Here is a 24,615-nt window from a genome sequence, read left to right as displayed (position 1 = left end):
CGATGCGTAGTCGGTCGGGCGTTTCCGCGGGCAACTCCGCAGGTGCCTCGTGCGCGGCGCCCACTAGCGAGCGCTCCTGGTGCCCTCGGCTCCCCCGGCCTTGCCTGCTTCATCTTCAACAGCTTCATCAGCCTCAACTGGAGTCTCCAACCCCATGGCGATCCTCCGCCGCTGGGAAAGATCCGCATGCCACAGCGGCTGCAGCATGTGCCAGTCTTCCGGCTGCTCCGCGATGTATTCCGCCATCAGATCCGCCTGCTTCTGCACCACTTCTTCCAGCGGAGCGGAGGTATCGAGCTCATCGGAGAGATCCAGGAACCAGCCATCCTCGCGGAAGTGCGCCTTCACCACAAACATGGCGGCACCCGTCCGTTTGGCCAGCAGCGCCGTTCCAGCGGGCATCGAGCATTGCTCGCCAAAGAAGTTCACCTTCACGCCGCGACCAGACAAGTCCCGATCCGCCATCAGGCACACGATCCGGTTTTCCCGCAGCTTCTGCTCCATGTACTCCACGGGCGATTCCTCGGTGCCCGAGTGGGCAATCACGTCAAAGCCCAACGAGCGCCGATATTCCAGGAACGCATCAAACAGCGATTCCGGTTTCAACCGCTCTGCCACCGTGGTGAATTCTCCGGAGTGATTCACCAGCCACACCCCGGCCATGTCCCAGTTAGCCGCATGAGGCAGTGCTACCGCGATTCCCTTGCCCCGAGCCAGCGCCTCATCCAGCTTTTCCCGCAGTTCGCGGGTGGTGTGCCGATCAATCTGCGCCACCAGCTCTGGTCCTGCCATCGCGGGCAGGCGGAACGCCTCACGCCAATAGCGCATGTAGCTGCGCATGGACGCGCGCACCAGCTCCCGCGTCACGTTTTCCGGCCCCACTACCCGCGATAGGTTGCGGCGTAGTTGCTCGGGTCCTTTTCCTTTTTTCGACGCCACATCGGCCACGAAATCAAAAAAGCGCACTGCCAGTGGCTCCGGCACTCTCTTCACTACAGCCCAGCCACTGATGTAACCCCAGGCAGTGAGCTGCTCGGAAAGTCGGGCTCGACGGCTCTGTTCTGTGCTCATGAGTGGGCCTAGCTTTCTTTCGCGGTGAACTCCCGCGCACCGGTTGGAGCTTCGATGGTCTCCTGCGCGGACTCAGAACGAGCCACAATCAGCAGTCTCTCAATCACTGTATAGATCGATCCCGCGGTGAGGATGGCCAAACTCAGGCCCAAGATGTACGGCACGCCCACGCCGGAAAGACCCAGTCCCACCAGGCCGATGAGCAATCGCTCCGGGCGCTCAATGAGACCGCCTTCGACCTTGATTCCGCTGGCCTCGGCGCGTGCTTTGACGTAGCTGGTCACTTGGCTGGCCACCAGAATCACCAGGGAGAGCACGGCAAACAGGTGGTGTGGATCTTCGCGCGTGGCGAACCAATAGGCCATGGCGCCGAAGATTGCGCCATCGGACAAACGGTCACACGTGGCATCCAGCGTGGCACCAAACTTGGTGCCTCCGCCGACCATGCGTGCCATCGTGCCGTCCACCATGTCTGTGGCAGCGGTCAAGCCGATGAGCGCAGCGGCGGCAAACACGTGCCCGGTGGGGATCAGCCAGACCGCGAAAACGATAGCCAGAACCGTGCCACCGATGGTGACGGCGTTGGGAGAAACACCCAGTTTGACGAAGGTCTTGGCAATGGGCTCGATGATCAGAGACATCGGTCCACGGCCGCGGGAACTCAAAACCATAGGTGCTACTCCTCTCGCCACGCGTCGGCCAACAACTGGCGCGTTTCACGCAAGGTCTGTGGCAGTACTTTGGTTCCAGCAATTACCGTCATGAAGTTAGCATCTCCAGTCCACCGAGGCACGATGTGCTGATGGAGATGATCGGAGACGCTTCCCCCGGAAGCCTTGCCGAGGTTGAGCCCGATATTGATGGCGTCGGGAGAAGAAACGGAGCGCAGCACCCGAATGGCCTGCTTGGTCATCGCGGCCAACTCGGCGGTCTCTTCATCCGTGAGCTCGGTGTAATCGGCGACCTGGCGGAAAGGCACCACCATCATGTGGCCGGGGTTATAGGGAAACAGGTTGAGAACGCAGTACATGGTGGTACCGCGAGCCACGATCAGGGCGTCCTCATCGGATTTCTCAGGCAAAGTGAGAAACGGATCCGCGGACTTTTCCGTGGTGGTCAAATATGCCGAGCGGTACGGAGCCCAGAGCCGCTCGAGGGCCTGCTCCGAACTCGTGTTTCCGCTCACGCCGTGATCCTCGTAAGAATCCACCACAATCCCCTTTTATCCCTTAAACCAGCTCGGCGACCGAGGCTTCGCTCGGCTGCACATTGCGACGGGAAGAGATCCACACGCTGATGATCTCCACCGCGCGATCCTTGGGCACACCGTTGACTTGGGTGCCGTCGAGGAAACGGAAACTCACGGCGTTGCCTTCCACGTCGCGGCCACCCACGAGAACCATGAACGGAACCTTGCCCGTGGTGTGGTTGCGGATCTTCTTCTGCATGCGGTCATCGGAGGTATCAACCTCGGCGCGGATGCCTCGCGTGCGCAGCTCGGCGGTGAAGTCATCCAGGTACTGGTTGAAATCATCTGCCACCGGAATGCCCACCACCTGATGCGGAGCCAGCCACACGGGGAACGCACCTGCGTAGTGCTCCAGCAGCACGCCGAAGAAACGCTCGATGGAACCGAACAGCGCGCGGTGAATCATGATCGGCTGCTTCTTGGTGCCGTCCTGCGCGGTGTACTCCAGGTTGAAGCGCTCCGGCATGTTGAAGTCCAGCTGCACAGTGGACATCTGCCAGGTACGGCCGATGGCATCGCGAGCCTGCACGGAAATCTTCGGTCCGTAGAAGGCAGCCCCTTCTGGATCCGGCACCAGCTCCAGGCCGGACTTGGTGGCCACGCGGGAGAGGATCTCCGTGGAGCGCTCCCACACTTCATCGGAACCCACGGACTTTTTTGGATCCCGGGTGGAAAGTTCCAGGTAGAAATCCTCCAGACCGTAGTCACGCAACAGGGAGAGCACGAACTCCAGGCAGGTGGTCAGCTCCTGCTCCAGCTGATCTTCGGTGCAGTAGATGTGCGCGTCATCCTGGGTGAATCCGCGGGCGCGGGTGAGGCCCTGGATCACACCGGACTTTTCATAGCGGTACACGGTGCCGAACTCGAACAAGCGCAATGGCAGTTCGCGGTAGGAACGGCCACGGGAATCGAAGATCAGGTTGTGCATCGGGCAGTTCATGGGCTTGAGGTAATACTCCTGGCCCGGCTTGGTCTCTTGCCCGTTTTCGTCGTATTCCGCATCCACGATCATGGGAGGGAACATGCCATCCTTGTAAAAGCCCAGGTGGCCGGAGCGCTCGTAGAGGTCCTGACGCGTGATGTGCGGGGTGTTGACGAAGGAGTAGCCACCCGCGATGTGGCGGCGGCGGGAGTGCTCTTCCATCTCATTGCGGATGATTCCGCCCGCAGGGTGGAAGACCGGCAGGCCGGAGCCCAGGTCATCCGGGAAGGAGAACAGATCCAGCTCATTGCCCAGGCGGCGGTGATCGCGCTTCTCGGCTTCGGCGAGCATGGTCTGGTATTCATCCAGCGCTTCCTTGGATTCCCACGCGGTTCCGTATACGCGCTGCAGACCCGCGTTGTCCTGGTTGCCGCGCCAGTATGCCGCGGAAGAGCGGGTGATGGCGAAGGCCGGAATGTAGCGGGTGGTGGGCACGTGCGGGCCGCGGCAGAGGTCGTACCATTCCACGTCACCGGAGCGGGGGTTGACGTTGCAGTAACAGGTCAGCTCTCCGGCGCCCACTTCGGTGGCTTCGTCAGAATTGGGGTCGACGTTGCCCTTGTCCGCAATGAGCTCGGTCTTGAATGGCTCATCGGTGTATTCCGCCAGGGCTTCGTCCACGGAAGAATATGCCTTGCGCTCGAACTTCTGTCCGGACTTGATGATCTTCTTCATCGCCTTTTCGATCTTCTTCAGATCTTCCGGGGTGAAGGGTTCTGCGACATCAAAGTCGTAGTAGAAGCCGTTTTCGATGGCTGGGCCGATGCCCAGCTTGGTGCCTGGGAATTCCTTCTGCACGGCCTGCGCCAACACGTGCGCTGCGGAGTGGCGGATGACCGCGCGGCCTTCCTCGGTGTCCGAGGCGATGGCGGTGACTTCCTCATCTGCTTCCGGAGCCCACGAGAGATCGCGCAGCTGACCGGTGGAGTCCTTGACCACCACGATCGCCTGTGGACCCTTGTTGGGCAGCTCCAGCGGGCGCATTGCGGAGCCGGCGGTCTCCCCAGCAGGAACGGTGAACGTCACGGGTGCGACGTGGACGGGTGATGCCGGGGTGTTCGGGGCGGAATCGAGGGTACTCATGATGAGAAAGGGGCTCCTTCAAGCTTTCATTGACGGTCACATACCGGGTGACAATCATTAACTTGCAAGAGTCTACCCCTCGAGGAGATTTTCTCCCCAGTAGGCACCCTCGCCCGTGGCGCCATTTCCACCATTTCCTTCCGTGCTGCCAGTGCCATCCGGACACCAGAACAACGCCGAGCCCACGTGCGTGGTCCATTGGTTCAGGCGGTCGTTCTCCGCCAAGCGCTTCTGCAGCGGAGTAAAGGCGGTATCCGGATCCGCCTGGAAGCAGATGAAGATCAACCCGGTGCTTCCCAGCTCCGTGATCTCCCCATCCCAGTTGTAGGCACGCCTGCGCATGGCCACGCCCTCACCCGCGGTGATGCCCACGTGAGAATGGGCATCGATGAGCGGGAGCCCATCCTCGCCCACCGCGTTCAGGTCCACATCGTCGAATTCTTCTGACTTACCCAGCGGCGCGCCGGAGTCAATGGTTCTGCCGAACACCACTTCCCTGCTGCTGCGGTCCAGCGCTTCCCAGCCGGGCATGTCATAGACCACTCGGCGCACCACCATGGCCGATCCGCCCTGTTCATCCCAGATGTTCTTCTGGTAATCCTCTTCCGATCGAGGAATAGCCGTGCCGTCCTTGAAGCCCAGCAGATTGCGCGGTGTCTCCCCCGTCGGGGAATCGATGAACCCACGTTGGGTCCAGATGGGTTGGGCAAAATCTCGCACGGAACGGGTGAGCACGCGCGCCGCGTGACTCACCGCGGTGAGGTCATCGCCACAGATCTGCAGGATCAGATCCCCGCCGGAGAACTTCGGATCCAGTTTGTCCCCCGGAAATGCAGGCAGCCCGTCCCGGTTTTTCATGACCCACTGAGGAGTCTTGTCCTTCAGGCCGGCATCCACGATGAGCTGCGGACCCCACCCCACCGTGATGGTGAGGTTACGGGGATCAGCTGCGAGCTCTGATTCCAGGTCTGCCAGTGGCTTGTGCCCCTGGGTGAGAGAGCGGGCGTCGTTCGTCCAGATCTTCATGATCCGGCCCAACCCCTTCCGATCACGCCGCTGCCCACCCACCCGGTAGGCAACCAGTAACGCGTGAGTCTGTGGGGCCGTGGCAATTCCCGCTTGGTGAGGGCCGTCGAATGCAATGACGGTCTGATCCGTGGCTCTGCCTGCGGAAACTTCCTGCGGCGACGTGCCGTTCTGATCCCCGCGCGGGCTTCCCGCCTGCGGTTCTTCGGATTTCGCGCACGAGGCAATAACTGCCGTAGCGCTCGTCAGCCCGGCCCCGGCAAAGAACCCGCGACGGCTGATGTTTCGGCGTGCCATGAAACTCGCCTAGCCTTTTCTGTCTTGCAGTGGTTTTCCCCGAACAGTTATCGGGGAATTAGTGGGAAGCTCCGTGCTCGGAATGCTCGGAATGCTCGGAGTACTCGCCTTCACCCTTGCCGGAATCCCCGGTGGTCCCATCCGAGTAGTGCTCGTGGGTGGACTGCTGCACGCGCACGGGCACGTCCTTGAGCTCGTAGGTCTTGCCCTGCTCGTCCTTGAGGGTTAGGGTCACGTCATCGCCAGCGGCGATCTCATCGTGGTTGTCCATGATCATGATGTGCTCGTGGCCCGGCTGCAGTTCCAGGCTCTGCCCAGCCTTGATGGTGAAGCCCTCGGGGGACTCCTTCATCTCGCCGTTATCCACCACGTGCAGCTGGTACATGCCGCTCAAGGATCCCTCCACCTCGGTGATGTGGATGTCCTCCTCGCTGGAGTTCTTCAGCGTGCCGAACACGCCCGTCATTTCCTTGTCCGCAGGCTTTGCGGTCACGTAGGCATCTTCGAAGGTCAGGGCGGACTCACCGTTATTGGTGGCCGTTTCCTTTGCTTCCGACGCCACACTGGAGGCTCCCGAGGTGGCCTGATCAGAGACGGACTGGTCGCTATCGTTTTGGTTTGCAGGGCTGCAGGCTGCGAGAGCCAAAGAGCCAGCTGCAACAGCGGCCAGAGCGGTGCGGGTGGAGAGACGGGACATGCGCTTCATCGCGATCCTTCTTACTTTTAAGCTCTCAGAAGTCATGCCATTGGGGAAAACCAAGGGCATTCGTGCTACTGAGAAGCGGGAAACTAGTGGACTGTAGTGCCAGTGCCCAAGCCGGAGGTGGTGGCACCATTCACGGTGTCACCGGTAGGAGCATCCGTCACGCCGGTCTCAGTCGCGGTTGCACCCGCGGCTGGGTCAGCAGTAGTCGCTGCGGTGGGTTCCGCAGTTTCGCCAGCTGTTTCGTGCGCAGCGGAAGAACCGGTGGTTTCGCCCGTGCCGTCGTCCAGCACTGGGGTGCTCAGTCCGGTTTGGTTGTTCTCAAACGGCTGATCGGAATCGTTCTGGTGCGGAGGAAGGCATGCAGAAAGAGTCAGGGCAGCGGTGAGAGCAACGGCAGCGGCACCGGCGAGACGAGCGTTTTTCACGGGATTCTCCTATGTGAAGCGGGGTCTTAATCGTCAGACTTGAGATTGCGGAAACGTGCGATCGCCATTGCGAGCGCACCAACAATCACGACGATACCCCCCAGTGGAAGCAACCAGTTAGGCACTGAGCTGGATTGCTCCCCCTGTTCGTTGGTGTTTTCTTCTGGAGCCTTAGTTTCCGAGCTGGCCTGAGTCTCGGAGGACCCGGCCGTCTCGGAAGACGCAGCGGCGGAATTTTCGCCAGACACGGTGAAGTTGAAGCTGCCACGAGTGGCATGGCCGTCAGAAGAGGTGATCTGATAGCCCACCGTGTACTCGCCTGGGGTGGCTTCCACGGAATCGGGAACATCCACGCTCAAGTCGCGATCTGTGACTTCCGGCTTCTCATCAAAGAGGACTTCCCCACCGCGGGAAAGTGCCACGGTATTGAAATCGCCTTGCGGCTGGCCAGAAAATTCCATGGTGATCTGCTCTGGAAGCTCCGAGATGGTCGCACCATTGCTTGGGTTGGAGTTCAGGACTGCATCATGCGCCATGGCAGCGGGAGCCATCAGTGCCCCACCGGCTACTCCAGCGGAGAGTGCCAGAGCCACTGCGGATGAACGCAGGGTGTGGGTGGAAATTCCGCGCGCGCGAGGAAACATAGATGTAGTCCTTTCAATGAACTAAAGAGTGACCGTCACGAAGACGATCCAATAAGTAGTCGTTCAGCCGCAAGTGAAAGTTCCCCAAGTTGCTGCACATGTGAACTTTCTCACGCCCTCAAGAATCACATACGCGGTTGGTTCACACCAAGTAGCGGGCGGCAGTATCTGGCGGGCTGTACCGATCACTGCGGCTGCAGCAAACGAACGGGCTACTGCAAAAGATGGGGCGTGCGGAATTCTCAGCTTGTTCTGGGTACGCAAAAACCCCGCTGCGCATGTGAGTGCAACGGGGTTTCTGTGGTTTTTCGTTGGTGGTCCTAACTGGGATTGAACCAGTGACCTTTCCGGTGTGAACGGAACGCTCTCCCACTGAGCTATAGGACCAGGGTCAGACAGTCCGAAAATCAGACAATCTTTCAATTCGGGCTGGAGTAGCTCCGCGCGAACTCCTAGAAATCTAGCACTGTTTCTCACCACTACATAAAACGCCAGTTCGGGGGCGGTATTGGTGGCGTCGAAAAAGAAAGAAGAGGAATCACACGGCTGTGATTCACCGGTTACACAAGGCCCAGAATCGACAGGGGAATCTCCTGCTCACCTGCAGATTTGTTAAATCTACTCGGCACCGGCTAGGGTTTTATCTCGCACCACAGACACAACGTGTTTGAGATGCATGCGGATGTAGCGCAGTTGGTAGCGCATCACCTTGCCAAGGTGAGGGTCGCGAGTTCGAGTCTCGTCATCCGCTCTCATTTCACCGGGCCAATCGATGAAATGTACCCGCGCGTTTAGCTCAGCGGGAGAGCGCTTCCCTGACACGGAAGAGGTCACTGGTTCGATCCCAGTATCGCGCACGATCCATACCGGTTCTGCTCATCTCGGGTAGTTTCGGAATGTATATGGATATGCGGATGTAGCGCAGTTGGTAGCGCATCACCTTGCCAAGGTGAGGGTCGCGAGTTCGAGTCTCGTCATCCGCTCAAGATTCACAACAGTTTGCTGTACGGTGAATCGTCGAGGCGGTTACTACGCCCCGTTTTGAAAACACGGTGGAATGGCTGAGTGGCTTAGGCAACGGTCTGCAAAACCGTCAACACGGGTTCGATTCCCGTTTCCACCTCGAAGATCATCAGCGCCCACGTAGCATTTATGCAGCGTGGGCGTTTTTTCGTGCCTCAGGAGTTTTGCGCGTGTGAGTCCCCCGGTTCTCCTCAGCACGGTTTAAGGTTTGCAATGATGAATGCGCACAATCCCTCTATTGAGACCCCACGCCCGGGCCTGGCGACCGCTGTTTCGCAGCACCCCGCCTCCCCCGCCAGGATCTCCCTCATCCTGAACCTGGTCATGTGGCCGCTGGCGATCTTTAGTTTCGCGCACAAGGTTTTCCTGGAACCGCATAATTACCATGTGACGGATGATTTCACGACCGTGTGGCAGGCGCTGGAGAGGTTCCGCGCTGGAGTGCCCGTGTATTCGGAGGATTACTCCACGGTAGATCCGCATTACCTGTACTCCCCTGGTGGCACGCTGTTGTTGAGCCCATTGACCATCCTCCCGGGAATTGACCTGGGCCGGATCATTTTCATTGCGCTCAGCGGTGTGGCGATTGTACTGGCCTTGGCACTATTGACCCGCCTGTTCGGGTTTTCGCTCAAGAATGGGCTGTTCCCCACGCTCATCGTCGCGGTCTTCCTCACCGAGAGCGTGAAGAACACTCTTCTGTTCTCCAATATCAACGGCATGCTGCTGCTGGCCCTGGCCGGCTTCTTGTACTTGCTGCTCAGGCACCCCGGTGTGCTGGGGCAAGTGGGTGCGGGTCTTCTCCTGGGCTTGGCCATCACCGTGAAGCCGCAATTCGCTCCCCTGCTGTTCCTCCCTTTGGTGCAGCGCAAGCTGGCCACGGTGGCAACCGGCATTGTGGTGCCCGTGCTCTTCAACGTGGCTGCGTGGCCGTTGATGAAAGCTCCGGGTGACTACTTGGACAAGCTGGTGCCTTACCTGGGCGAGGTCCGGGATTACGCGAATTCCTCGATCTCCGGGGTGGGCGCCTATTTCGGCCTTCCCACCTCGCTGGTGATGTTCTGGCAGCTGCTGTTCGCGGTTCTGGTGATCGTTTCCCTGGTGCTGCTCATGCGCTGGCGGGACCGCGATCCCGTGATGTGGGCGACCACCACCACGGGCGTGCTGCTAACCGGCGTGTTCCTCCTGAGCTCCCTGGGGCAGATGTATTACTCCATGATGCTCATTCCCATGATCCTCACGGTGGTGCGCTATCGCTCGGTGATGCACAATCCCATCGCCTGGATTGGTGTCTACCTCTGCCTCAGCAGCGATGACTGGCACTCTGACCGTTTCCACACCGCAGGGCGCGCATTTGAGAACCTCCGCGCCACAGCCGGGTGGTCGGCCCTCATCGTGGCCATCGCCACCACCGTGGTGGTGTGGACCATCATGGAAATAAGACGCGGCCTTCCCCTGTTAGGAGATGTGAAGACAGGCGGGCTTTTCGGTACACGCGCACACATTGGCGTAGAACGGGAAGTAGCCCACACCCAAGAATTGGAGAATGCGCATGGCTAAAGACAACGAATTCGACCAAGAACCAATGATGAAGCCAATGGAAGACTTCCGCTCCCTCACCAACGAGCAATGGCGCGAGCGGCTCAATCCTGACGAGTACCGCGTGTTGCGCGAGGCCGGTACTGAAGCCCCCTTCAAGGGCGAGTACACGGATACCGAGACCGAAGGCGTGTACGCCTGCCGGGCCTGCGGAACCGAGCTTTTCCGCTCCACCGAGAAGTTCCATTCTCACTGCGGCTGGCCAAGCTTCTTCGATCCGGCAAATATCGACGCCGTGATCACCCGCAAGGATCTCTCCCTGGGCATGCCTCGCGTGGAAGTGCTGTGTGCCACGTGCCATAGCCACCTGGGTCATGTGTTCGAGGGCGAGGGTTATGACACCCCCACTGACCAGCGCTACTGCATCAACAGCATCAGCCTCACCTTGAAGCCAGCGGAATAGCCGCTAGCGCGCAGCGCTGGACATAGCTCTGCATGAGACACGCAGAAAGGGCACTCCGGTTCACGGAGTGCCCTTTCTCTATCGATGTGCCCTAGCCTTCAGCTAGCGCTGAGGCCACCGGAATGCCTAAGCCAGGGACTTCACGAAGTTCTGCACATCTTCGGCAGAACCGTTGATGCGACGGCCAGTGAAGAACGGAACCTCTTCGCGCACGTGCAGGCGTGCCTCGGTGTAGCGCATCTTGTGCATCAGCTGCACGATGCGATCCAGCTCAGGTGCCTCGAACGCGAGCAGCCACTCGTAATCTCCCAGAGCGAAGGCGGAGATGGTGTTGGCGCGCACGTCCTTGAAGTCAATTGCTTGCATGCCGTGATCACGGAGCATCTTGGAGCGTTCGGCAGGCTCCAGCACGTACCAGTCGTAACTGCGCACGAATGGGTAGACGCAGATCCACTTCTCAGGCTCCTCGCCCATGATGAACGATGGCAGGTGAGAGCGGTTGAACTCGGAAGGACGGTGCAGACCGGCGTTGGACCAGACTGGCTCGCAGTTCTGACCCAAGGTGGTCTCTCGAAGGAAGCGACGGTATGCCTCCTGCAGATCTTCCATCTTTTCCGCGTGCCACCAGAACATGATGTCTGCTTCCGCGCGCAGCCCGCCGAGATCGTAGACCCCGCGGATCTCGAGATCCTGATCCGCAAAGGAATCCAAGAACTCCTGGAACTCCGCGGCGATCTCCTCGCGGTTATCCTCCAAGAATCCCTGCTCAACCTTGAAAACGGAGTACATCGCGTAGCGGACTACGGAGTTCAGCTTTTCAATCTGTTCGGTGTTCTGTTCGGTCATGGTTAAACGCACAGCCTTTCAGCCATTGTTGGCAACGTATCCGTTTTCCAAATTACTCTTTTCGGATTCCTTCTCACCTATCTAGGGGGCATGAGGGTGAGATCCGCGCGGATCTTGCGCACCGCTGCACGTCCCGTGGCCGCCGCAGCGGGCACTCCTACCCCGTTGAGCATGGCTCCGGCTACTCCCAGCCCGGGAACGCTACGCACGGCAGTTTCCACCTCGTGCACAGTCTTCATGTGCCCCACCCCATATCGTGGGATGCCGCCCCACCAGCGCTGCACGTAAGTCTCCTCCGGGAGCAGCTCACTCCCGGTAATGGTTTGCAGATCTCGCAAGGCCAGCTCCACCAGGGTGCTATCTTCCGCCTGCAGGTAGCTCGTATCCCCCGCTGTGCCAAAGCTGGCGCGCAGCAACGCCCCACCTCGTTCAGCAAGATGTGGCCATTTCTTGGAGGAGAACGTGAATGCCTTCGCATCGGTGGATGCCTGCGTGCCGATAAGTACACCGGAGCGTTCCGGAGTTCCTTCGTCCGACGCAAACCGCATACCCACCACCACAGAACTGGCTAGTTCGATGCTGCGGAGCGCTTCGGCGACGCGCGGTGCGGAACCGCCGAGCAGTCCAGCGGCGATCGGGGCAGGCACCGCGAGGATGAGCGCGTCTACCTCGCCGAGCGGATCCACCTGCCACGCATGGGCCTCCCGGCTGATCCCGGAGACTTCCGTAGTCAGGTGAATCTCCGCGCCAGACTGGGCAACCAGGGCCTCCACGAGGCTGCCGTAACCTTGGGCGAGGCTGCGGAACACCGGCGGGCGCTGGGTGTTCTTATTCTGGGTTTCGGAGCTTTCCTCCCGCTTTTTCAGCATCGCGGAGATCACTTCACTGAGGTGGAAATGTCCGCTGTTCGCACCGCGCTCATCCAGCTCTTCGGCCAGCTGCGGCATGGTGGCTCGCACCCCCAAGCCATGCGCATCGGTGGAATACACGCCACTGAGCATGGGTGTCACCAGCAGATCCACCACGTCTTTTCCGAAACGAGATTCCACCAGCTCCCCCACCGAGATATCTTGTCCCGGGGTCCACTCCACGGGTGGGGTGGTGATTTCGGCGTCGATCAAAGAGGCGACCTTTTCGCCCACCACGGCCTGCACATCGGCGCCGCGCGCGGGGATGCCCATGAAGGTGCGCTTGGGGATATCGACCAACTGGTCTCCTACCCACAGCGCGGAGGGTTTATCTGTGGCTGGAGTGCGGAGCTCCTCGCTCATTCCCAGTTCGTGCACGAAATCAACGAAGTCCTGACGCAAACCCAAGAAGGCCTCCGCACCCATGTCCACGGGTCCGGTTTCAAAGTCCACGGTGTGCAGCTTGCCGCCGAGGCGATCGGCTGCCTCCAAGACGTGGATCTCGGCTGCCTCGCCAAAGTCCTGACGTGCCTGCCATGCAGCACTTAGCCCTGCTATGCCACCTCCCACGATGGCTATGCGCACGGGGTTGCGGTTCAGGGCTGAGCTCATGACAGATGCACTTCCTCGAAGGCTCGGGTGATGGAATCTGGGTCGGTGTTGGGCAACACGCCGTGGCCGAGATTGAAGATGTGCCCCTTGGCCAGCCCGCGATCGATGGCGCTATCAGCTTCTGCGGCAATACGGCGGACTTCCTTCTTGATCATCGCGTCACCCGCAAAGAGAACTGCGGGATCCAAGTTGCCCTGCAGCGCGGTGATCTTGTCCGCTGGAGCGGCCTGCGGGCGGTGGTGATCCAGCGCGGCGCGGATGCGGGCGGCAGCGGAATCCATCGGCACGCGCCAATCCACACCCATCACGTCTGGGCCGGCCACGGCCATATCACCCAGCAGTTCTCCGGTGCCCACACCAAAGTGGATCATCGGCACGCCGTAGGGGCGCACCGCATCAAAGATCGCGGCGGAGTACGGCGCTACGAATTCGCGGTAGTCGCGGGCGGTGAGGTAACCGGCCCAGGAATCGAAGAGCTGGATGGCATCCACTCCGGCTTCCAGCTGTGTCTGCAGGAAGCGCACGATGGTCGGGGTGAGCGCGCGCATGAGGGCATGCCACGTTTCGGGCTCGGAATACATGAGGGATTTGGTCACTTCATGGTTCTTGGACGGCCCGCCCTCCACCAGATAGGAAGCCACCGTGAAGGGAGCACCCGCGAAGCCGATGAGCACCTGATCATCGCGCAACTCCTCCAGCACGTGGCTGATTCCCTGGGCGATCGGTGCCAACTGCTCGCGGTGCAGCTCTGGCATCTCTCGCACAGCCTCCAGCGTGCGGACCGGGTTGGCCACCACGGGTCCACGACCAGGCACGATGTCCAAGTCGATACCCGCTGCCTTCAGTGGCACCACGATATCGCTGAAGAGAATGGCGGCGTCTGCATCGTGTCGGCGGACAGGCTGCAGGGTGATTTCGGCAAGCAGGTCGTCTTTGAAGCAAGCGTCAAGCATAGCCACGTCCTTGCGCAGCTCCCGGTACTCCGGCAGGGAGCGTCCGGCCTGGCGCATCATCCACACGGGCCGGCGGGAGGGCTTATCGCCCCGCGCTGCTGCCAGCAATGGCGCCTCGGCGCTGGCTCGTCGTTTCTGGGACGCAGCTTCTGCCTCTACAGGGAAGAAATCTGCGGAGGTGAAGCTGGAAACAGAGCTCGCTGGGCGCTGTGCGTTGTCAGATAGCGTCATGGATGACATTATGCCAGCTGCGTTTTTCTCGGCGCGCCTATCCCACCGTTTTAACCCTCAACGGTAGGTTGAGACCTTGTGAGCCAAGGTACAAATCAGTCCCGAGAAGTCCCGCAGTACTTCGACGAAGCCGTGCACTCCATGTCCCACGCCGCCGTGCGTCCGGGCATCAGCATCAGTGATATCCGCCCACCCCGCAACCTCGCCCCGTTGAGCCACGCGGTGGGCCTTGAGGTGCTCCACCCAGAGCTGGATCCCGAGTCCGATCAGATCCCGGAGTACTCCCTGGATCACGGCGGCGACGCCTTCGGCCGGTTGATCCTGCTGCATGACCCTTCCAGCGACGAGGAGTGGGACGGCGCGAAGATGCGAATGGTCGCCTACATCCAGGCGGATATGGACGCCTCCCTGGCCGCCGATCCCCTCCTCCCCGACGTAGCCTGGGACTGGCTCACCGAGGAACTTGACTCCCCGGAAAGCCCCTTCAGCAACCTCGGAGGCACTGTCACCTCCACCGCATCCGTGCGTTATGGAGAAATCGGTGGCCCTCCCCGCGCCTTCCAAATCGAAATGCGCGCCTCCTGGACTGCCACCGGATCTGACCTATCCGGCCACGTCAAGGCATTTTCCCGCGTGCTGGCCAACGTCGCCGGGCTTCCCCCCGAAGGCGTGACCAGCATCGGCTCCATCACCCAATCTGCGGGTTAACTTCCCCTTTTTCTTCGACGCCAACAGCGACTCTCCCCGTGCACCTTTCAGCCCCGCGCGAAGGCCTCCCTCCCCTCCTAGACTCCGCCTCTCTCATCGCCTCGGGCGCGGAGAAATTGGCCAATGGACATGGGCCGATCGCGGTGGACACGGAGCGCGCTTCCGCGTTTCGCTTTGATGAGCGGGCGTTTCTCATCCAACTGCGCCGCGAGGGTGTGGGCACACTGCTGATCGATCCTGCGGGGGCTGGTTCGCGCTTTGGTTCGAGCTCTGGTTCGGTTGGGCCAGATTCGGCGGATGTGCACGCCGCGCTGGATGAGCTGGGACAGGTGATGAACAGCGCCCCGTGGATTCTGCACGCGGCACACACCGATCTACCCGCACTGACCACGCTGGGTTGGCGACCAACCCAGTTGCACGATACCCAGATCGCTGGCCGACTCTTGGGCATGGGTCAGCCGGGATTGCTGCGCATGCTGGAGGAATTCCTCGATACGACAATCGACAAGGACAAAGGCCGGGAGGATTGGTCCGCCCGTCCGCTGACTCCAGCGCTCCTGAGCTATGCGGCTCTTGACGTGGAGCTGCTGCTGGAGCTCTTGGACGAAGTTGTTCCTTTGTTGCACCAAGCAGGCCGTTACGAGTGGTATCTCCAGGACTGCGCAGCCGTGTTGAACCAGGCCGAGCCACTGCGGGTTCCGGAATGGAGAGCGGTCAAAGGTGCGCAATCGGTTCGAAATCCACGTTCGCTGGCCGTGGTTCGAGCGCTGGCTGAGGTTCGCCTGGGCTGGGCGCAAGCCCATGACCGTCCATTGGAACGCACGATTCACAGCAAAGATATCCTCGCACTCGCCTCGCATCCCCGCAGCGCAGAACACCAGCTCCGCCGGGTGCGCATGCCCGCTCCACTGGTGGACGTTGCCCGCACCGCGGTCCGCGAAGCTGTGGCGCTTGAGCAGGATCAGCTGCCACAACCCATCGCGCCGAATAGAAAGTCCATGCCAGATCACCGCGTGTGGGAAGAGGAATACCCGCGGGCGCACCGCGCTCTCTCTGCGCTAGATTCCGCGGTGAAAGATTTGGCGGAAGAGCTGGAGTTATCTTCTGATGCGCTCGCCGTTATGCGTCACCTGCGCCCCGCAGCGTGGGAATTGAGCCGGGTGAAGCCGGATAAAGACGATCCCATCGGATCTTTTGAGACAACCCTGGGCGAGACCCTTGTCAGCCACGGATCACGCGAGTGGCAGCGAGAACTCATCAACAATCGCTGCCTCGGTGCCGTGATTGTCGCTATGGGCTAGCGGATTTTGCGCGGTGAGCTAGCGCGGGGTTATTCCTAGCGCAGCGCGGCGGCCCAGTCTTGGACCCGCTGCACCACGGAATCCTCATCCAAGCCCATGAGCTCGAGCACCTGCGGGCGCTCGGCATGCGCCAAGAACTCTTGGCGGATGCCGATGTTACGCACGGGAACGGAGATATCCGCAGCGTTGAGGGATGTCTGCAACACTGCACCGGCTCCGCCATGGACGCCGTTATCCTCCACGGTGATGATGAGATCCGCATCGCGCAATTCATCCAGCACAGATTCACGCACGGGCACTACCCAGTGAGGATCAATGACACTCACGCGGAGCCCATCGGCCTCGAGGGCGCGCGCAGCGGCGAGCGCCTGAGCGGACAAGCTGCCGAAAGTCACCAGCGTCACCTTTGGCGCAGAGGCGGAGGACTGGAGGGCGGCGTCGGATTCAAAGAGGACATCAAAATCTGCCTCCGAACGCACAGCATCCACGTTGGCTGGCACGCTGCCCTTGGGGAAACGGATCACGGAGGGGGCATCGCTGATCGCCAGGCAACGATCCAAGGCCTCGGTCAGGCGCGCGCCATCGCGAGGGGCGGACACGAAAATGCCCGGGATAATGGTGGTCAGGGAGAGATCCCACATGCCGTTGTGCGAGGCGCCATCGGGTCCAGTCACGCCAGCGCGATCCAACACCACGGTCACGCCCAGCTTGAGCAGGGCCACGTCCATGAGCAGCTGATCAAAAGCGCGGTTCAGGAAGGTGGAGTAGATGGCTACCACGGGGTGCAACCCACCCAGGGCTAGGCCCGCAGCGGACGTCATGGCATGCTGCTCAGCAATGCCCACGTCAAACGTGCGGTCGGGGAACTTCTCGGCGAATTCGGCAAGGCCAGTCGGGCCGGCCATCGCAGCAGTGATGGCGACGATATCCTCGCGCTGCTCAGCAGATTCGATGAGGTGCTGGGAGAACACCTTGGTCCATCCAGGCTTGGAGGTCTTGAGCGGCTCGCCAGTGATGGGATCAATCACACCGGTGGCGTGCATCTGATCCGCAATGTTGTTCTCAGCCGGGGTAAAGCCCTTGCCCTTCTGGGTCATGGTGTGCACGATGACCGGCCCACCGTAATCCTTGGCATAGCGCAGGGCGTTCTCCACCTGCTGCAGATCATGGCCATCTACTGGGCCGATGTACTTGATGCCCAGCTCGGAGAACATCTCGTGTGGAATGACGGTGTGCTTCACGCCCTCCTTCAAACCGTGCATGACCTGGAACATGCGATCCCCGACCCACCCCATGTGGCCGAGCGCATTCTTCCCGGAGTCCATGACCTTGTCATAGGCCGGCTGCAAACGCAGGGCTGCCAGGTTCTCCGCGAAACCGCCGATGGTTGGTGAATAGGAACGGCCGTTATCGTTCACCACCACGATCACGCTGCGCTTCTTGGAGGTGGCGATGTTGTTGAGGGCCTCCCAACACATGCCACCGGTCAGGGCGCCATCGCCCACCAGAGCAACCACATGGCGATGAACCTGGCCACCGAGTTCAAAGGCCTTCGCCAGGCCATCCGCGTAGGACAGCGAAGCAGAAGCGTGGGAGGATTCCGTCCAGTCGTGGGGAGACTCTGCTCGATCCGGGTAACCGGAGAGACCGTCTTGCTGGCGCAGGGTATCGAACAATTCGCGGCGGCCCGTGAGGATCTTGTGCACGTACGCCTGGTGGCCAGTGTCAAAGATCAGCGGATCTGTCGGGGAGTCAAACACGCGGTGCATGGCTATGGTGAGCTCCACGACGCCCAAGTTAGGACCCAAGTGCCCACCCACAGCCGAAACCTTCTCCACAAGGAATTGGCGAATTTCACCAGCAAGATCAGTCAGCTGCTTTTCATCGAGCGCCTTGAGATCTGCGGGCGAGGAAATCTTTTCGAGAATACCCATGCGGTTTGGCTCGTCTCCATCCGTTCGTGTACTTCCACATGCAGCTGACCTGTCAGGCAGCCACATGGTTTGTTTCACAGCTCTGGGAGGGGTCACCTCTCAGGACTGTCACCGCTCGTAAAGACGCGGTCTGACAACTGGCCGTGGCAGGCCGGTTGTCGCAATGCCTTCGTTTCAGTCTAGTGCGCCAACCCAGGGACGGTGGTCAACTGGCCCGCAAAATGGGCTAACAGATTGCATCTGCTGCACAGCACTGAATTTCTCCAGCGAAAGCGCTTCCCTACTCGCCCACTCGCTGCAACAGCACCAGCATCTCCACGTGGTGGGTCAGTGGGAACGCATCGACTATGGTCAGCTGCTTGATTTCATAACCAGACTGAATCCACGCGGCGAGGTCTCTAGATGCCGTAGCGGGATCGCAACCCACGTGGGCTACATAGCGTGGGCCGAATTCCGCGATCCTTTCCACCACTTTTGCCCCTGCACCCGTGCGAGGCGGATCAAGGACAACCACGTGCAAACCATGGTTTTCTTCATCGTTGGTGCGCAGCGCGTCCAGGCTCTTGGAAACCTCACCGGAGAGGAATCGAACGTTCTCAATTCCGGCTGCAGCCAGTGCTTCCTTGCCAGCATCTGTGCTCAGCGAACCGGTATCGACAGTATCCATTGCACCCACCCGGTCGGCCAGGGCGGCGGCGAACACTCCGGCACCACCGTAGAGATCCCAGCCCAGGCCAAGATCAGCAGGGATATTCTGGCGCAGCCACTGGCTATAAAATTCCGGTGCAGCGCGGTGCCCCTGCCAGAATGCATCGGCGGGAAGATCCCATGCGATCTCTTTGTCACCCATCTTCACGTGGTGGGTCACGTTCTTCAGCCCGCCGATGACCTTGCGCTGCGGGCGCTGACGAGAGCCAGTCAGCTGCACCACGCTGCGCTGTGCACCCTCGCCATCGATCTTTCCGCCTGCCTGCTCACCGAGTGCTACGGCGATCTCAGCTCCGGCCGGGAAAGTCTCCTCTTCCAACCCAGCTACCAGGCCTGCAGCCCACTGAGCGCACGTCGCAGCGGACAACGGGATGACCTCGTGACTGTTCTTCTTGCGCACGCCCGCGCGGCCTTCCTCATCCACGCCGAGGCGTGCACGGGTTCGCCATCCCAGGGAGGGAGTCAAGCTCTCAGTGCTGATCACTGCCTCATCCAGCTCGATCTTGCCGATCCTGCGCAGCTGATCCAGCACCACATCGCGCTTGAACTCCAAGCTACCCTGGGCATCCACAAAGTCCAGGTCGCAGCATCCCCCACCGAGGCTGGCGGCAGCGCACTGCCCCTCAACCCGGTGTGGTGATGGCTTACCGATGTGTGTTGCCGTACCAGTGCGGAAACTCTTCTTGGAGTTGGATCCCTTGGCAGGATCCAAAGCCACGGTGACGTCCTTTTCCCCGGGCAAACCGCCGCTCAGGAAAACCACCTGACCATCCATGCGGGCGATCACACTGCCACCATGGGCCGGGTTATCCACGTCCACGGTCACGATCTCGTTGGCTGGTTCTGTGCGTTCACTCATGCTTTTACACCCTCTGCTTTATTCGCTTTTCGAACTGCCCACACTGTCACCAAAACCACCAGGATGGTTAATGGCCAGCCCATTGCGATGCGCGTATAGCCCAGGGCATCTGTGGCGTCCTTCATGAACAGCCACTGCTGCACCGCAAAGCGGGCAAAGAATACTAAGGCCCATGCTGCCGTGGCGATGCTAAACGCCTTCACCGCGGCCCGATTTGTGCGCCATCGTTGGTCTTCCCCGTTGATGCCACGCCAGATCACCCCGACCAGCGGCCATCGCACCAGAATGGAAACGGCAAACAGGATGCCCGCCACCAGCGAGTACCAGATGCCGTAGACGAAATACCCCTTGGCATCACCCGAGAACCAGGCGATTCCGGCGCAAAACAGCACCCCAATGAATCCGGAGATCGCCGGCTGTAGGCTTTCCTTACGCACCAAGCGCCACACAAAAACCAACGCTGCCACGGCCAAAGCCGCGATGAGCGCAGGCTGCAAACCGAAGTTGCTGTTGATGGGCACCAACACCAGAACCGGCAATGTGGTGGCCACCAGACCGGTGAGCCCGCCCATTTGTTCCAAGAGCGTTTCCGGCTTCTTCGGATCCAGTGGCTCATTGGTCACTGGCGGGTCCACCTCAGTGCTCGGTGCAACTCCAAATTTCGGTTCTGGCCTCGGGTCGTGAGTCACTAGTTTTGCTTCTCCTGATCGGCGGAATCCGCGGCGGAAGGGTCAGCCACGCGCACCACGCCGTTGTCTCCGGCATCGATCGCACCAGAGCGAGCCATTTCCTCATTACGCGCCTGGATCTGCTTCTGCAGTTCTTCCGCCATCGCCTGCGGGATGGTCACGGGCAGCACGTTTCCAGCGGGGATTGGATCATTACCCCGGCGAACGAAAGAGCGAGCCATCACTTCCCGGGCAATCCGCGCCACCTCTTCCGCGCCCTCGGCAGGCCCGGCCAGAGTCAAACGCAGCATCCATCGCTCGCCCATTGCGCCGATGATGCGCATCGCACCATCGCCCACGGTGGCCGCGATCTCTTCACCCCAAGGGCCGTCCTCCAACGCGACCGTCAGACCATCCTTGGTCATTCCTTCTACAACTTCCGGGATGCTCTCTTCCCACAGGTTTCCCTGGCGAGGCGCAGCGAAAGCCACTGGTGTGAGACGACCAGCCGGGGTCAGAATGTGCACCATCTGTGGGCCGCTCTGTCCCATCTCCACCTGCACCTCACCCTCGTGAGGCACCGGAATCAGCATTGAACCTAGATCCAGGCCACCCTTGGCAAAATCGGAGAAATCAAACTGCTGATAATCCACCGTATCGCCATCAAATGGCCCGAAATCCGCCTTGTCGTTCCCGGTTGCGGGCTCGTTGTGCTCGTTATCTTTCCCAAAAATTCCCATTAGCATTCCTTAGTTTTTTGTTTTTTCGACGCCAGCACTGCCATCACCTGCTGATCAATCTAGTCAGGCACAAGACAGGCCAAATGAGTGAGAACTATCGCGAACCCGTGGAGCCGTAACCACCGGCACCGCGGACGGTTGTGCCGAGGGCCTCCACGCTCTCCACTTCCTCCACGGGAGAAAGCAGCACTTCCTGCAGCACCAACTGCGCGATCCGATCACCCTTGGTGATCTGAATGGGAGTGCGGGGATCGAGGTTGATGAGGCTGACCTTGACCTCTCCCCGATAATCCTGATCGATCGTGCCCGGTGAATTCACGATGGAGAGACCTTGCTTATGGGCAGAACCACTGCGCGGGTGAATCAGTCCCACTGTCCCCGGGTTCAGAGCGATGGCAATGCCCGTGCCCACCAAGCACCGTTCGCCCGGCTCGATGGTGGCATCCGCAGCTGCATAGAGGTCTATTCCCGCATCAGTTGGATGGGCGCGGGTGGGAACCGGAAGGGTTTTGTCCAGTCGCACCAGCCGTAGTGGCAAGGGTGTGCTCTTTTCCATAGTCCACCACTGTACAAGCCGGACAGGACACCTGATACCTAAGTCGGGAGGTTTGTTGGCTAGACTTGAAAACCGAACTTGGGCTTGTGCTTGGCATCGTCATTCACAGCCCAGATGATTGCATCCACGGGGTTTTCGGCCGTGGACTGTCTAACCCAGTCAGCAACGCGGAGGAGCACTAGTGCCAACGACTGAGCCCCGACCGGCGCAACAATCCGAGATTCTCTACAAGGAATCGCAGCGCGTCCCTCTTGCTTGGTGGCTGCTGGGTGCCATGTTTGTCGCACTGATCTCTTGGCAGGCACAGATGCAGCGCGAGTGGTACTGGGGTGTCGTCGCGGGAATCCTCTCGGCAGCTGCTATCGGCTGGTCATTGATCTCCCTGTCCTCTAATAAGCTCACGGTGGTTCGTGCCGACGGTGAAACGTGGCTCTACGCGGGTGCTGCAAAACTTCCCGCTGATGTCATCAGCCGCACGCTCGTCATCCCTCCCACGGCTAAAGACGCCGCCATGGGCCGCCAGCTTGATCCGGCTGCTTATGTGATCCACAAATCCTGGATTCCCACCATGGCGATGCTGGTTCTCGATGACCCCGATGATCCCACCCCGTACTGGTTGATCAGTTCAAAGGAACCTCAAGAGTTGCTGGAAGCCATCGGTCGCCCGATCTACTAGGCGATTATTGCGCTGTAACTAGGCACCCGTGGCCTAGTGCCCGCTCCTCTCAACTGAGTGAGCGAAACAGAACCAGAGAACACGACAAAGCCCCGCGAGGAATCATCCTCGCGGGGCTTTCATCACGCTTCACCCAGCAGCTTTATCGAGCTATTGAGTTAGCGGAAGTGCTTAGGCGCAATCCACGCAAATGTTGAAGTCGCCCTCTTTTTTCGCGATGCGGGAGCGGTGCTGCACCAGGAAGCACTCGCCGCAGGTGAACTCATCGCTCTGCTTGGGGGTTACCGTGCCAGAGAGTTCCTCGCCGGAGAGATCGGCCATGGGGACATCAAATGGCTCTACGATCTCGCCATCGTCGGTATCATCCACTACCTTCTCAGATTTTTCCGCTGCCTTGAGGCCCTCGAGAGAATCGGTCTCAATTTCGTCTTCAGCGCGGCGACGCGGAGCGTCATAATCTGTAGCCACGTAATCCTCCTCGGGGATATTGTGTTCGTCGTGGCGGATACTAAACCAGCTAGAGGGTGTCTGTCATCTTAGCCATAGCTAGGGGGCTGTCACCGGTGCCAGCACTCCCCCCGCTGCGCCTCGTTCCAACGCTTGTTCGAAAGCCTGAGCCACTCCTGGTTTCACTGCACTGACCTGCAAACCAGCATCCGAATACACGTCCAATTTCGGCATCTTCACCACTGCCCCCGCACGCGCCGCGATGAGGACTCCCGCTGCATGATCCCAGGGCCCCAATCCGTGCTCGTAATATGCGTCAACTCGTCCTGCTGCGACATGGCACAGGTCCAGCGCAGCCGAGCCAATCCGGCGGATATCCCGCACCTGAGGTAGCAGTTTTACTAACAGCTCTGCCTGGGCGCGTCGTCTTTCGGCGAGGTAGGAGAATCCGGTCGCCACCAGAGTTTGCTCCAGGCTGGCCGCAGACTCCCCTGCCGCATCAACAGAATCGCCATCACCGGAAACTCGGAGAACTCTGCCTTCGCGACCCGAGGTGGCGTCGGCAAAAGATTGTTCTACGGCCGGCCGACCGCTTGCCGCGGAGTACACCACCTGGCCGGCCACATCCGCTACTGCGGAAGCGATCGGCACGCCGGCGGATGTCGCAGCGATGGACACGGAATACGCGGGCAGGCCGTAGATGAAGTTGACAGTGCCATCGATGGGATCGACCACCCAGAGCAGACCAGAATCGTCCTGGGTTTGCGCCTGGCCCAAGCCGTCCTCCTCACCAAGCACGCGGGAACCGGGAGTGGCAGCCAGCAGTTGCTCGCGGATGAGCTTCTCGGAGGCGTTATCCACTTCCGTCACGGGATCCACCGCGGAGCTCTTCAGATCCTGCACTCCCACGTGCCCGTCATCACCGCTGGCCTCCCGGCGAGCTCGCGATACCAACTCGGCGGCCTCCAAGGCCACCCGGACGGCGATCTTTCGCAACTCCTCCGGGGAGAATTCACTGGTGGCGGAACTGCCTTGCGGCGGCTGGGACGTAGAAGTTTCATCGAGGGCAATGACGCGTTCGAGATAGGAAGTGTTCATTCCTCCATTGTGCCCCGCCCATGGCAGATTTTGCCTGTAGCATTTCTTGGTATGACTCAGCCAGGGATGACTCAGCACACCACGAACAACACCCACGATGATCTGGCATTCGGGGTGGATATCGGCGGCTCGGGAGTCAAGGGGGCGCTGGTCAACGTGCGCACCGGTGAGCTGGTCAGCGAGCGGCAAAAGATCAAGACCCCGCAGCCTTCCACCCCGGATGCAGTGGCTGAAGTGGTGCGCCAGCTGGTTGATGCCGAGCATTGGGACGGCCCCGTGGGCATCACCGTGCCGTCCGTGGTCCGCGAGCAGGTCGCGCTAACCGCGGCGAATATTGATCCTCTGTGGATCGGCACGCACGTTCAGGATCTTTTCCAGGGCCACCTGGGTGCGCGGGAAATTACCGTGTTGAACGACGCCGATGCGGCCGGTCTAGCTGAGGTGAGGTTCGGGGATCCTACGGCTCGCACCGGAGCGGTCATGATGCTGACCTTCGGCACCGGAATTGGCACCGCACTGTTGATCGATGGAGAGCTGTACCCCAACACTGAGCTGGGACACCTCCCCTTTGGCTCCACCACTGCGGAGAAGTATGCAAGCTCCAAGGTTCGCGAGAAGGAAAACCTGAGCTACGCGGATTGGGCGCAGCGGGTGGACGAGGTAATGCACGCCTACTCCAAGCTCTTTAACCCGCTGACGTTCGTGGTGGGTGGCGGAATCTCCCGCGATGCAGACCGCTGGGTGCCGCTGCTGACGGTTGAGCAGGATGTGGTCCCCGCGCAGCTGCGCAACGAGGCGGGAATAATCGGGGCGGCTCTGGCTGTTAAGGAAAATACCAAGCCATAGGAACCCTCCGCGGGAC

24 protein-coding genes and 5 tRNA genes are annotated in these 24,615 nt (G+C 60.4%); 10 read left to right on the top strand and 19 right to left on the bottom strand.

Annotated elements, in window-relative coordinates; translation table 11 throughout:
* Nucleotides 1-63: 63 nt before the first annotated feature.
* The 9 genes from IRY30_RS05415 to IRY30_RS05375 form a co-directional block, all read right to left on the bottom strand.
* Nucleotides 64-1,071: a phosphatidylinositol mannoside acyltransferase gene (locus tag IRY30_RS05415; protein WP_194556308.1), complete on the bottom strand. Its 1,008-nt coding sequence runs from the start codon at nucleotides 1,069-1,071 to the stop codon at nucleotides 64-66.
* An 8-nt stretch (nucleotides 1,072-1,079) separates the two neighbouring features.
* Complete coding sequence (gene pgsA, locus IRY30_RS05410) at nucleotides 1,080-1,742, bottom strand: phosphatidylinositol phosphate synthase (RefSeq protein ID WP_194556307.1); 663 nt, start codon at nucleotides 1,740-1,742, stop codon at nucleotides 1,080-1,082.
* A gap of 5 nt (nucleotides 1,743-1,747) precedes the next feature.
* Nucleotides 1,748-2,284 (bottom strand): HIT family protein, encoded by a 537-nt coding sequence (locus tag IRY30_RS05405; protein WP_410374641.1) that lies wholly within the window; start codon nucleotides 2,282-2,284, stop codon nucleotides 1,748-1,750.
* Nucleotides 2,285-2,300: 16 nt separating this feature from the next.
* Nucleotides 2,301-4,385: a threonine--tRNA ligase gene (thrS, locus tag IRY30_RS05400; protein ID WP_194556306.1), complete on the bottom strand. Its 2,085-nt coding sequence runs from the start codon at nucleotides 4,383-4,385 to the stop codon at nucleotides 2,301-2,303.
* A gap of 72 nt (nucleotides 4,386-4,457) precedes the next feature.
* Nucleotides 4,458-5,708, bottom strand: a complete 1,251-nt coding sequence (locus tag IRY30_RS05395) for a Dyp-type peroxidase (RefSeq protein ID WP_194556305.1) — start codon at nucleotides 5,706-5,708, stop codon at nucleotides 4,458-4,460.
* A gap of 58 nt (nucleotides 5,709-5,766) precedes the next feature.
* On the bottom strand, nucleotides 5,767-6,414 hold the full coding sequence (locus IRY30_RS05390) for a copper chaperone PCu(A)C (RefSeq protein ID WP_194556304.1): 648 nt from the start codon (nucleotides 6,412-6,414) through the stop codon (nucleotides 5,767-5,769).
* Nucleotides 6,415-6,497: 83 nt separating this feature from the next.
* Complete coding sequence (locus IRY30_RS05385) at nucleotides 6,498-6,839, bottom strand: hypothetical protein (protein ID WP_194556303.1); 342 nt, start codon at nucleotides 6,837-6,839, stop codon at nucleotides 6,498-6,500.
* Nucleotides 6,840-6,865: 26 nt separating this feature from the next.
* Nucleotides 6,866-7,483, bottom strand: a complete 618-nt coding sequence (locus IRY30_RS05380; RefSeq protein ID WP_194556302.1) for a copper resistance CopC family protein — start codon at nucleotides 7,481-7,483, stop codon at nucleotides 6,866-6,868.
* Between the two features lie 312 nt (nucleotides 7,484-7,795).
* Nucleotides 7,796-7,870, bottom strand: a tRNA-Val gene (locus tag IRY30_RS05375).
* Nucleotides 7,871-8,161: 291 nt separating this feature from the next.
* On the opposite strand from IRY30_RS05375, the gene IRY30_RS05370 reads away from it, so the two are divergent.
* The 6 genes from IRY30_RS05370 (at nucleotide 8,162) to msrB (ending at nucleotide 10,508) form a co-directional block, all read left to right on the top strand.
* Nucleotides 8,162-8,234: transfer RNA gene (locus IRY30_RS05370), tRNA-Gly, on the top strand.
* A gap of 34 nt (nucleotides 8,235-8,268) precedes the next feature.
* A tRNA-Val gene (locus tag IRY30_RS05365) sits at nucleotides 8,269-8,340 on the top strand.
* Between the two features lie 53 nt (nucleotides 8,341-8,393).
* Nucleotides 8,394-8,466: transfer RNA gene (locus IRY30_RS05360), tRNA-Gly, on the top strand.
* 68 nt (nucleotides 8,467-8,534) lie between these two features.
* Nucleotides 8,535-8,606: transfer RNA gene (locus IRY30_RS05355), tRNA-Cys, on the top strand.
* 113 nt (nucleotides 8,607-8,719) lie between these two features.
* Nucleotides 8,720-10,066, top strand: coding sequence for a glycosyltransferase family 87 protein (locus tag IRY30_RS05350; protein ID WP_228502595.1), 1,347 nt, complete (start codon nucleotides 8,720-8,722; stop codon nucleotides 10,064-10,066).
* A 28-nt stretch (nucleotides 10,067-10,094) separates the two neighbouring features.
* Complete coding sequence (msrB, locus tag IRY30_RS05345) at nucleotides 10,095-10,508, top strand: peptide-methionine (R)-S-oxide reductase MsrB (RefSeq protein WP_194556586.1); 414 nt, start codon at nucleotides 10,095-10,097, stop codon at nucleotides 10,506-10,508.
* A 126-nt stretch (nucleotides 10,509-10,634) separates the two neighbouring features.
* On the opposite strand, the gene hemQ is transcribed toward msrB, so the two are convergent.
* The 3 genes from hemQ to hemE all read right to left on the bottom strand — a co-directional run bounded on the left by hemQ (nucleotide 10,635) and on the right by hemE (nucleotide 14,058).
* The gene (gene hemQ, locus IRY30_RS05340; RefSeq protein ID WP_194556301.1) at nucleotides 10,635-11,354 is read right to left on the bottom strand and encodes a hydrogen peroxide-dependent heme synthase; all 720 of its coding nucleotides are present in this window, start codon (nucleotides 11,352-11,354) and stop codon (nucleotides 10,635-10,637) included.
* A gap of 77 nt (nucleotides 11,355-11,431) precedes the next feature.
* The gene (hemG, locus tag IRY30_RS05335; RefSeq protein WP_194556300.1) at nucleotides 11,432-12,874 is read right to left on the bottom strand and encodes a protoporphyrinogen oxidase; all 1,443 of its coding nucleotides are present in this window, start codon (nucleotides 12,872-12,874) and stop codon (nucleotides 11,432-11,434) included.
* Entirely contained in the window at nucleotides 12,871-14,058 is a 1,188-nt protein-coding gene (gene hemE, locus IRY30_RS05330) for a uroporphyrinogen decarboxylase (protein WP_194556299.1), read from the bottom strand. Before hemE ends, hemG begins: the two co-directional genes overlap by 4 nt.
* A gap of 78 nt (nucleotides 14,059-14,136) precedes the next feature.
* On the opposite strand from hemE, the gene IRY30_RS05325 reads away from it, so the two are divergent.
* A complete protein-coding gene (locus IRY30_RS05325; protein ID WP_309825013.1) occupies nucleotides 14,137-14,766 on the top strand; it encodes a DUF3000 domain-containing protein in 630 nt (209 codons plus the stop codon).
* 38 nt (nucleotides 14,767-14,804) lie between these two features.
* Nucleotides 14,805-16,067: a ribonuclease D gene (locus IRY30_RS05320; protein WP_194556298.1), complete on the top strand. Its 1,263-nt coding sequence runs from the start codon at nucleotides 14,805-14,807 to the stop codon at nucleotides 16,065-16,067.
* A 35-nt stretch (nucleotides 16,068-16,102) separates the two neighbouring features.
* On the opposite strand, the gene dxs is transcribed toward IRY30_RS05320, so the two are convergent.
* From dxs to dut, 5 genes are all read right to left on the bottom strand, one after another.
* Entirely contained in the window at nucleotides 16,103-18,001 is a 1,899-nt protein-coding gene (dxs, locus tag IRY30_RS05315; RefSeq protein ID WP_194556297.1) for a 1-deoxy-D-xylulose-5-phosphate synthase, read from the bottom strand.
* 280 nt (nucleotides 18,002-18,281) lie between these two features.
* On the bottom strand, nucleotides 18,282-19,568 hold the full coding sequence (locus IRY30_RS05310) for a class I SAM-dependent RNA methyltransferase (protein ID WP_194556296.1): 1,287 nt from the start codon (nucleotides 19,566-19,568) through the stop codon (nucleotides 18,282-18,284).
* Nucleotides 19,565-20,191, bottom strand: a complete 627-nt coding sequence (locus tag IRY30_RS05305) for a DUF3159 domain-containing protein (RefSeq protein ID WP_374708542.1) — start codon at nucleotides 20,189-20,191, stop codon at nucleotides 19,565-19,567. The genes IRY30_RS05310 and IRY30_RS05305 overlap by 4 nt, the downstream gene beginning before the upstream one ends.
* A gap of 65 nt (nucleotides 20,192-20,256) precedes the next feature.
* Nucleotides 20,257-20,976, bottom strand: coding sequence for a DUF3710 domain-containing protein (locus tag IRY30_RS05300; protein WP_228502593.1), 720 nt, complete (start codon nucleotides 20,974-20,976; stop codon nucleotides 20,257-20,259).
* A gap of 94 nt (nucleotides 20,977-21,070) precedes the next feature.
* Nucleotides 21,071-21,532, bottom strand: a complete 462-nt coding sequence (gene dut, locus IRY30_RS05295; protein ID WP_194556294.1) for a dUTP diphosphatase — start codon at nucleotides 21,530-21,532, stop codon at nucleotides 21,071-21,073.
* Between the two features lie 181 nt (nucleotides 21,533-21,713).
* Here dut and IRY30_RS05290 point away from each other — a divergent pair, with 181 nt between their 5' ends.
* Entirely contained in the window at nucleotides 21,714-22,208 is a 495-nt protein-coding gene (locus tag IRY30_RS05290) for a DUF3093 domain-containing protein (protein ID WP_194556293.1), read from the top strand.
* A 171-nt stretch (nucleotides 22,209-22,379) separates the two neighbouring features.
* Here the strand turns inward: IRY30_RS05290 and IRY30_RS05285 are convergent, their stop codons facing one another.
* Complete coding sequence (locus IRY30_RS05285; RefSeq protein ID WP_194556292.1) at nucleotides 22,380-22,676, bottom strand: DUF4193 domain-containing protein; 297 nt, start codon at nucleotides 22,674-22,676, stop codon at nucleotides 22,380-22,382.
* A 78-nt stretch (nucleotides 22,677-22,754) separates the two neighbouring features.
* Entirely contained in the window at nucleotides 22,755-23,753 is a 999-nt protein-coding gene (locus IRY30_RS05280) for an inositol monophosphatase family protein (protein WP_194556291.1), read from the bottom strand.
* 51 nt (nucleotides 23,754-23,804) lie between these two features.
* Between IRY30_RS05280 and ppgK the strand changes: the two genes are divergently transcribed.
* Nucleotides 23,805-24,599: a polyphosphate--glucose phosphotransferase gene (gene ppgK / locus IRY30_RS05275; RefSeq protein WP_228502591.1), complete on the top strand. Its 795-nt coding sequence runs from the start codon at nucleotides 23,805-23,807 to the stop codon at nucleotides 24,597-24,599.
* Nucleotides 24,600-24,615 lie beyond the last annotated feature (16 nt).

The sequence above is a fragment of the Corynebacterium suicordis DSM 45110 genome (assembly GCF_015351405.1).
GTDB lineage: Bacteria > Actinomycetota > Actinomycetes > Mycobacteriales > Mycobacteriaceae > Corynebacterium > Corynebacterium suicordis.
The sequence above is the reverse complement of the archived record's forward strand: the minus strand, read 5'-3'. Positions and strand labels throughout refer to the sequence as shown.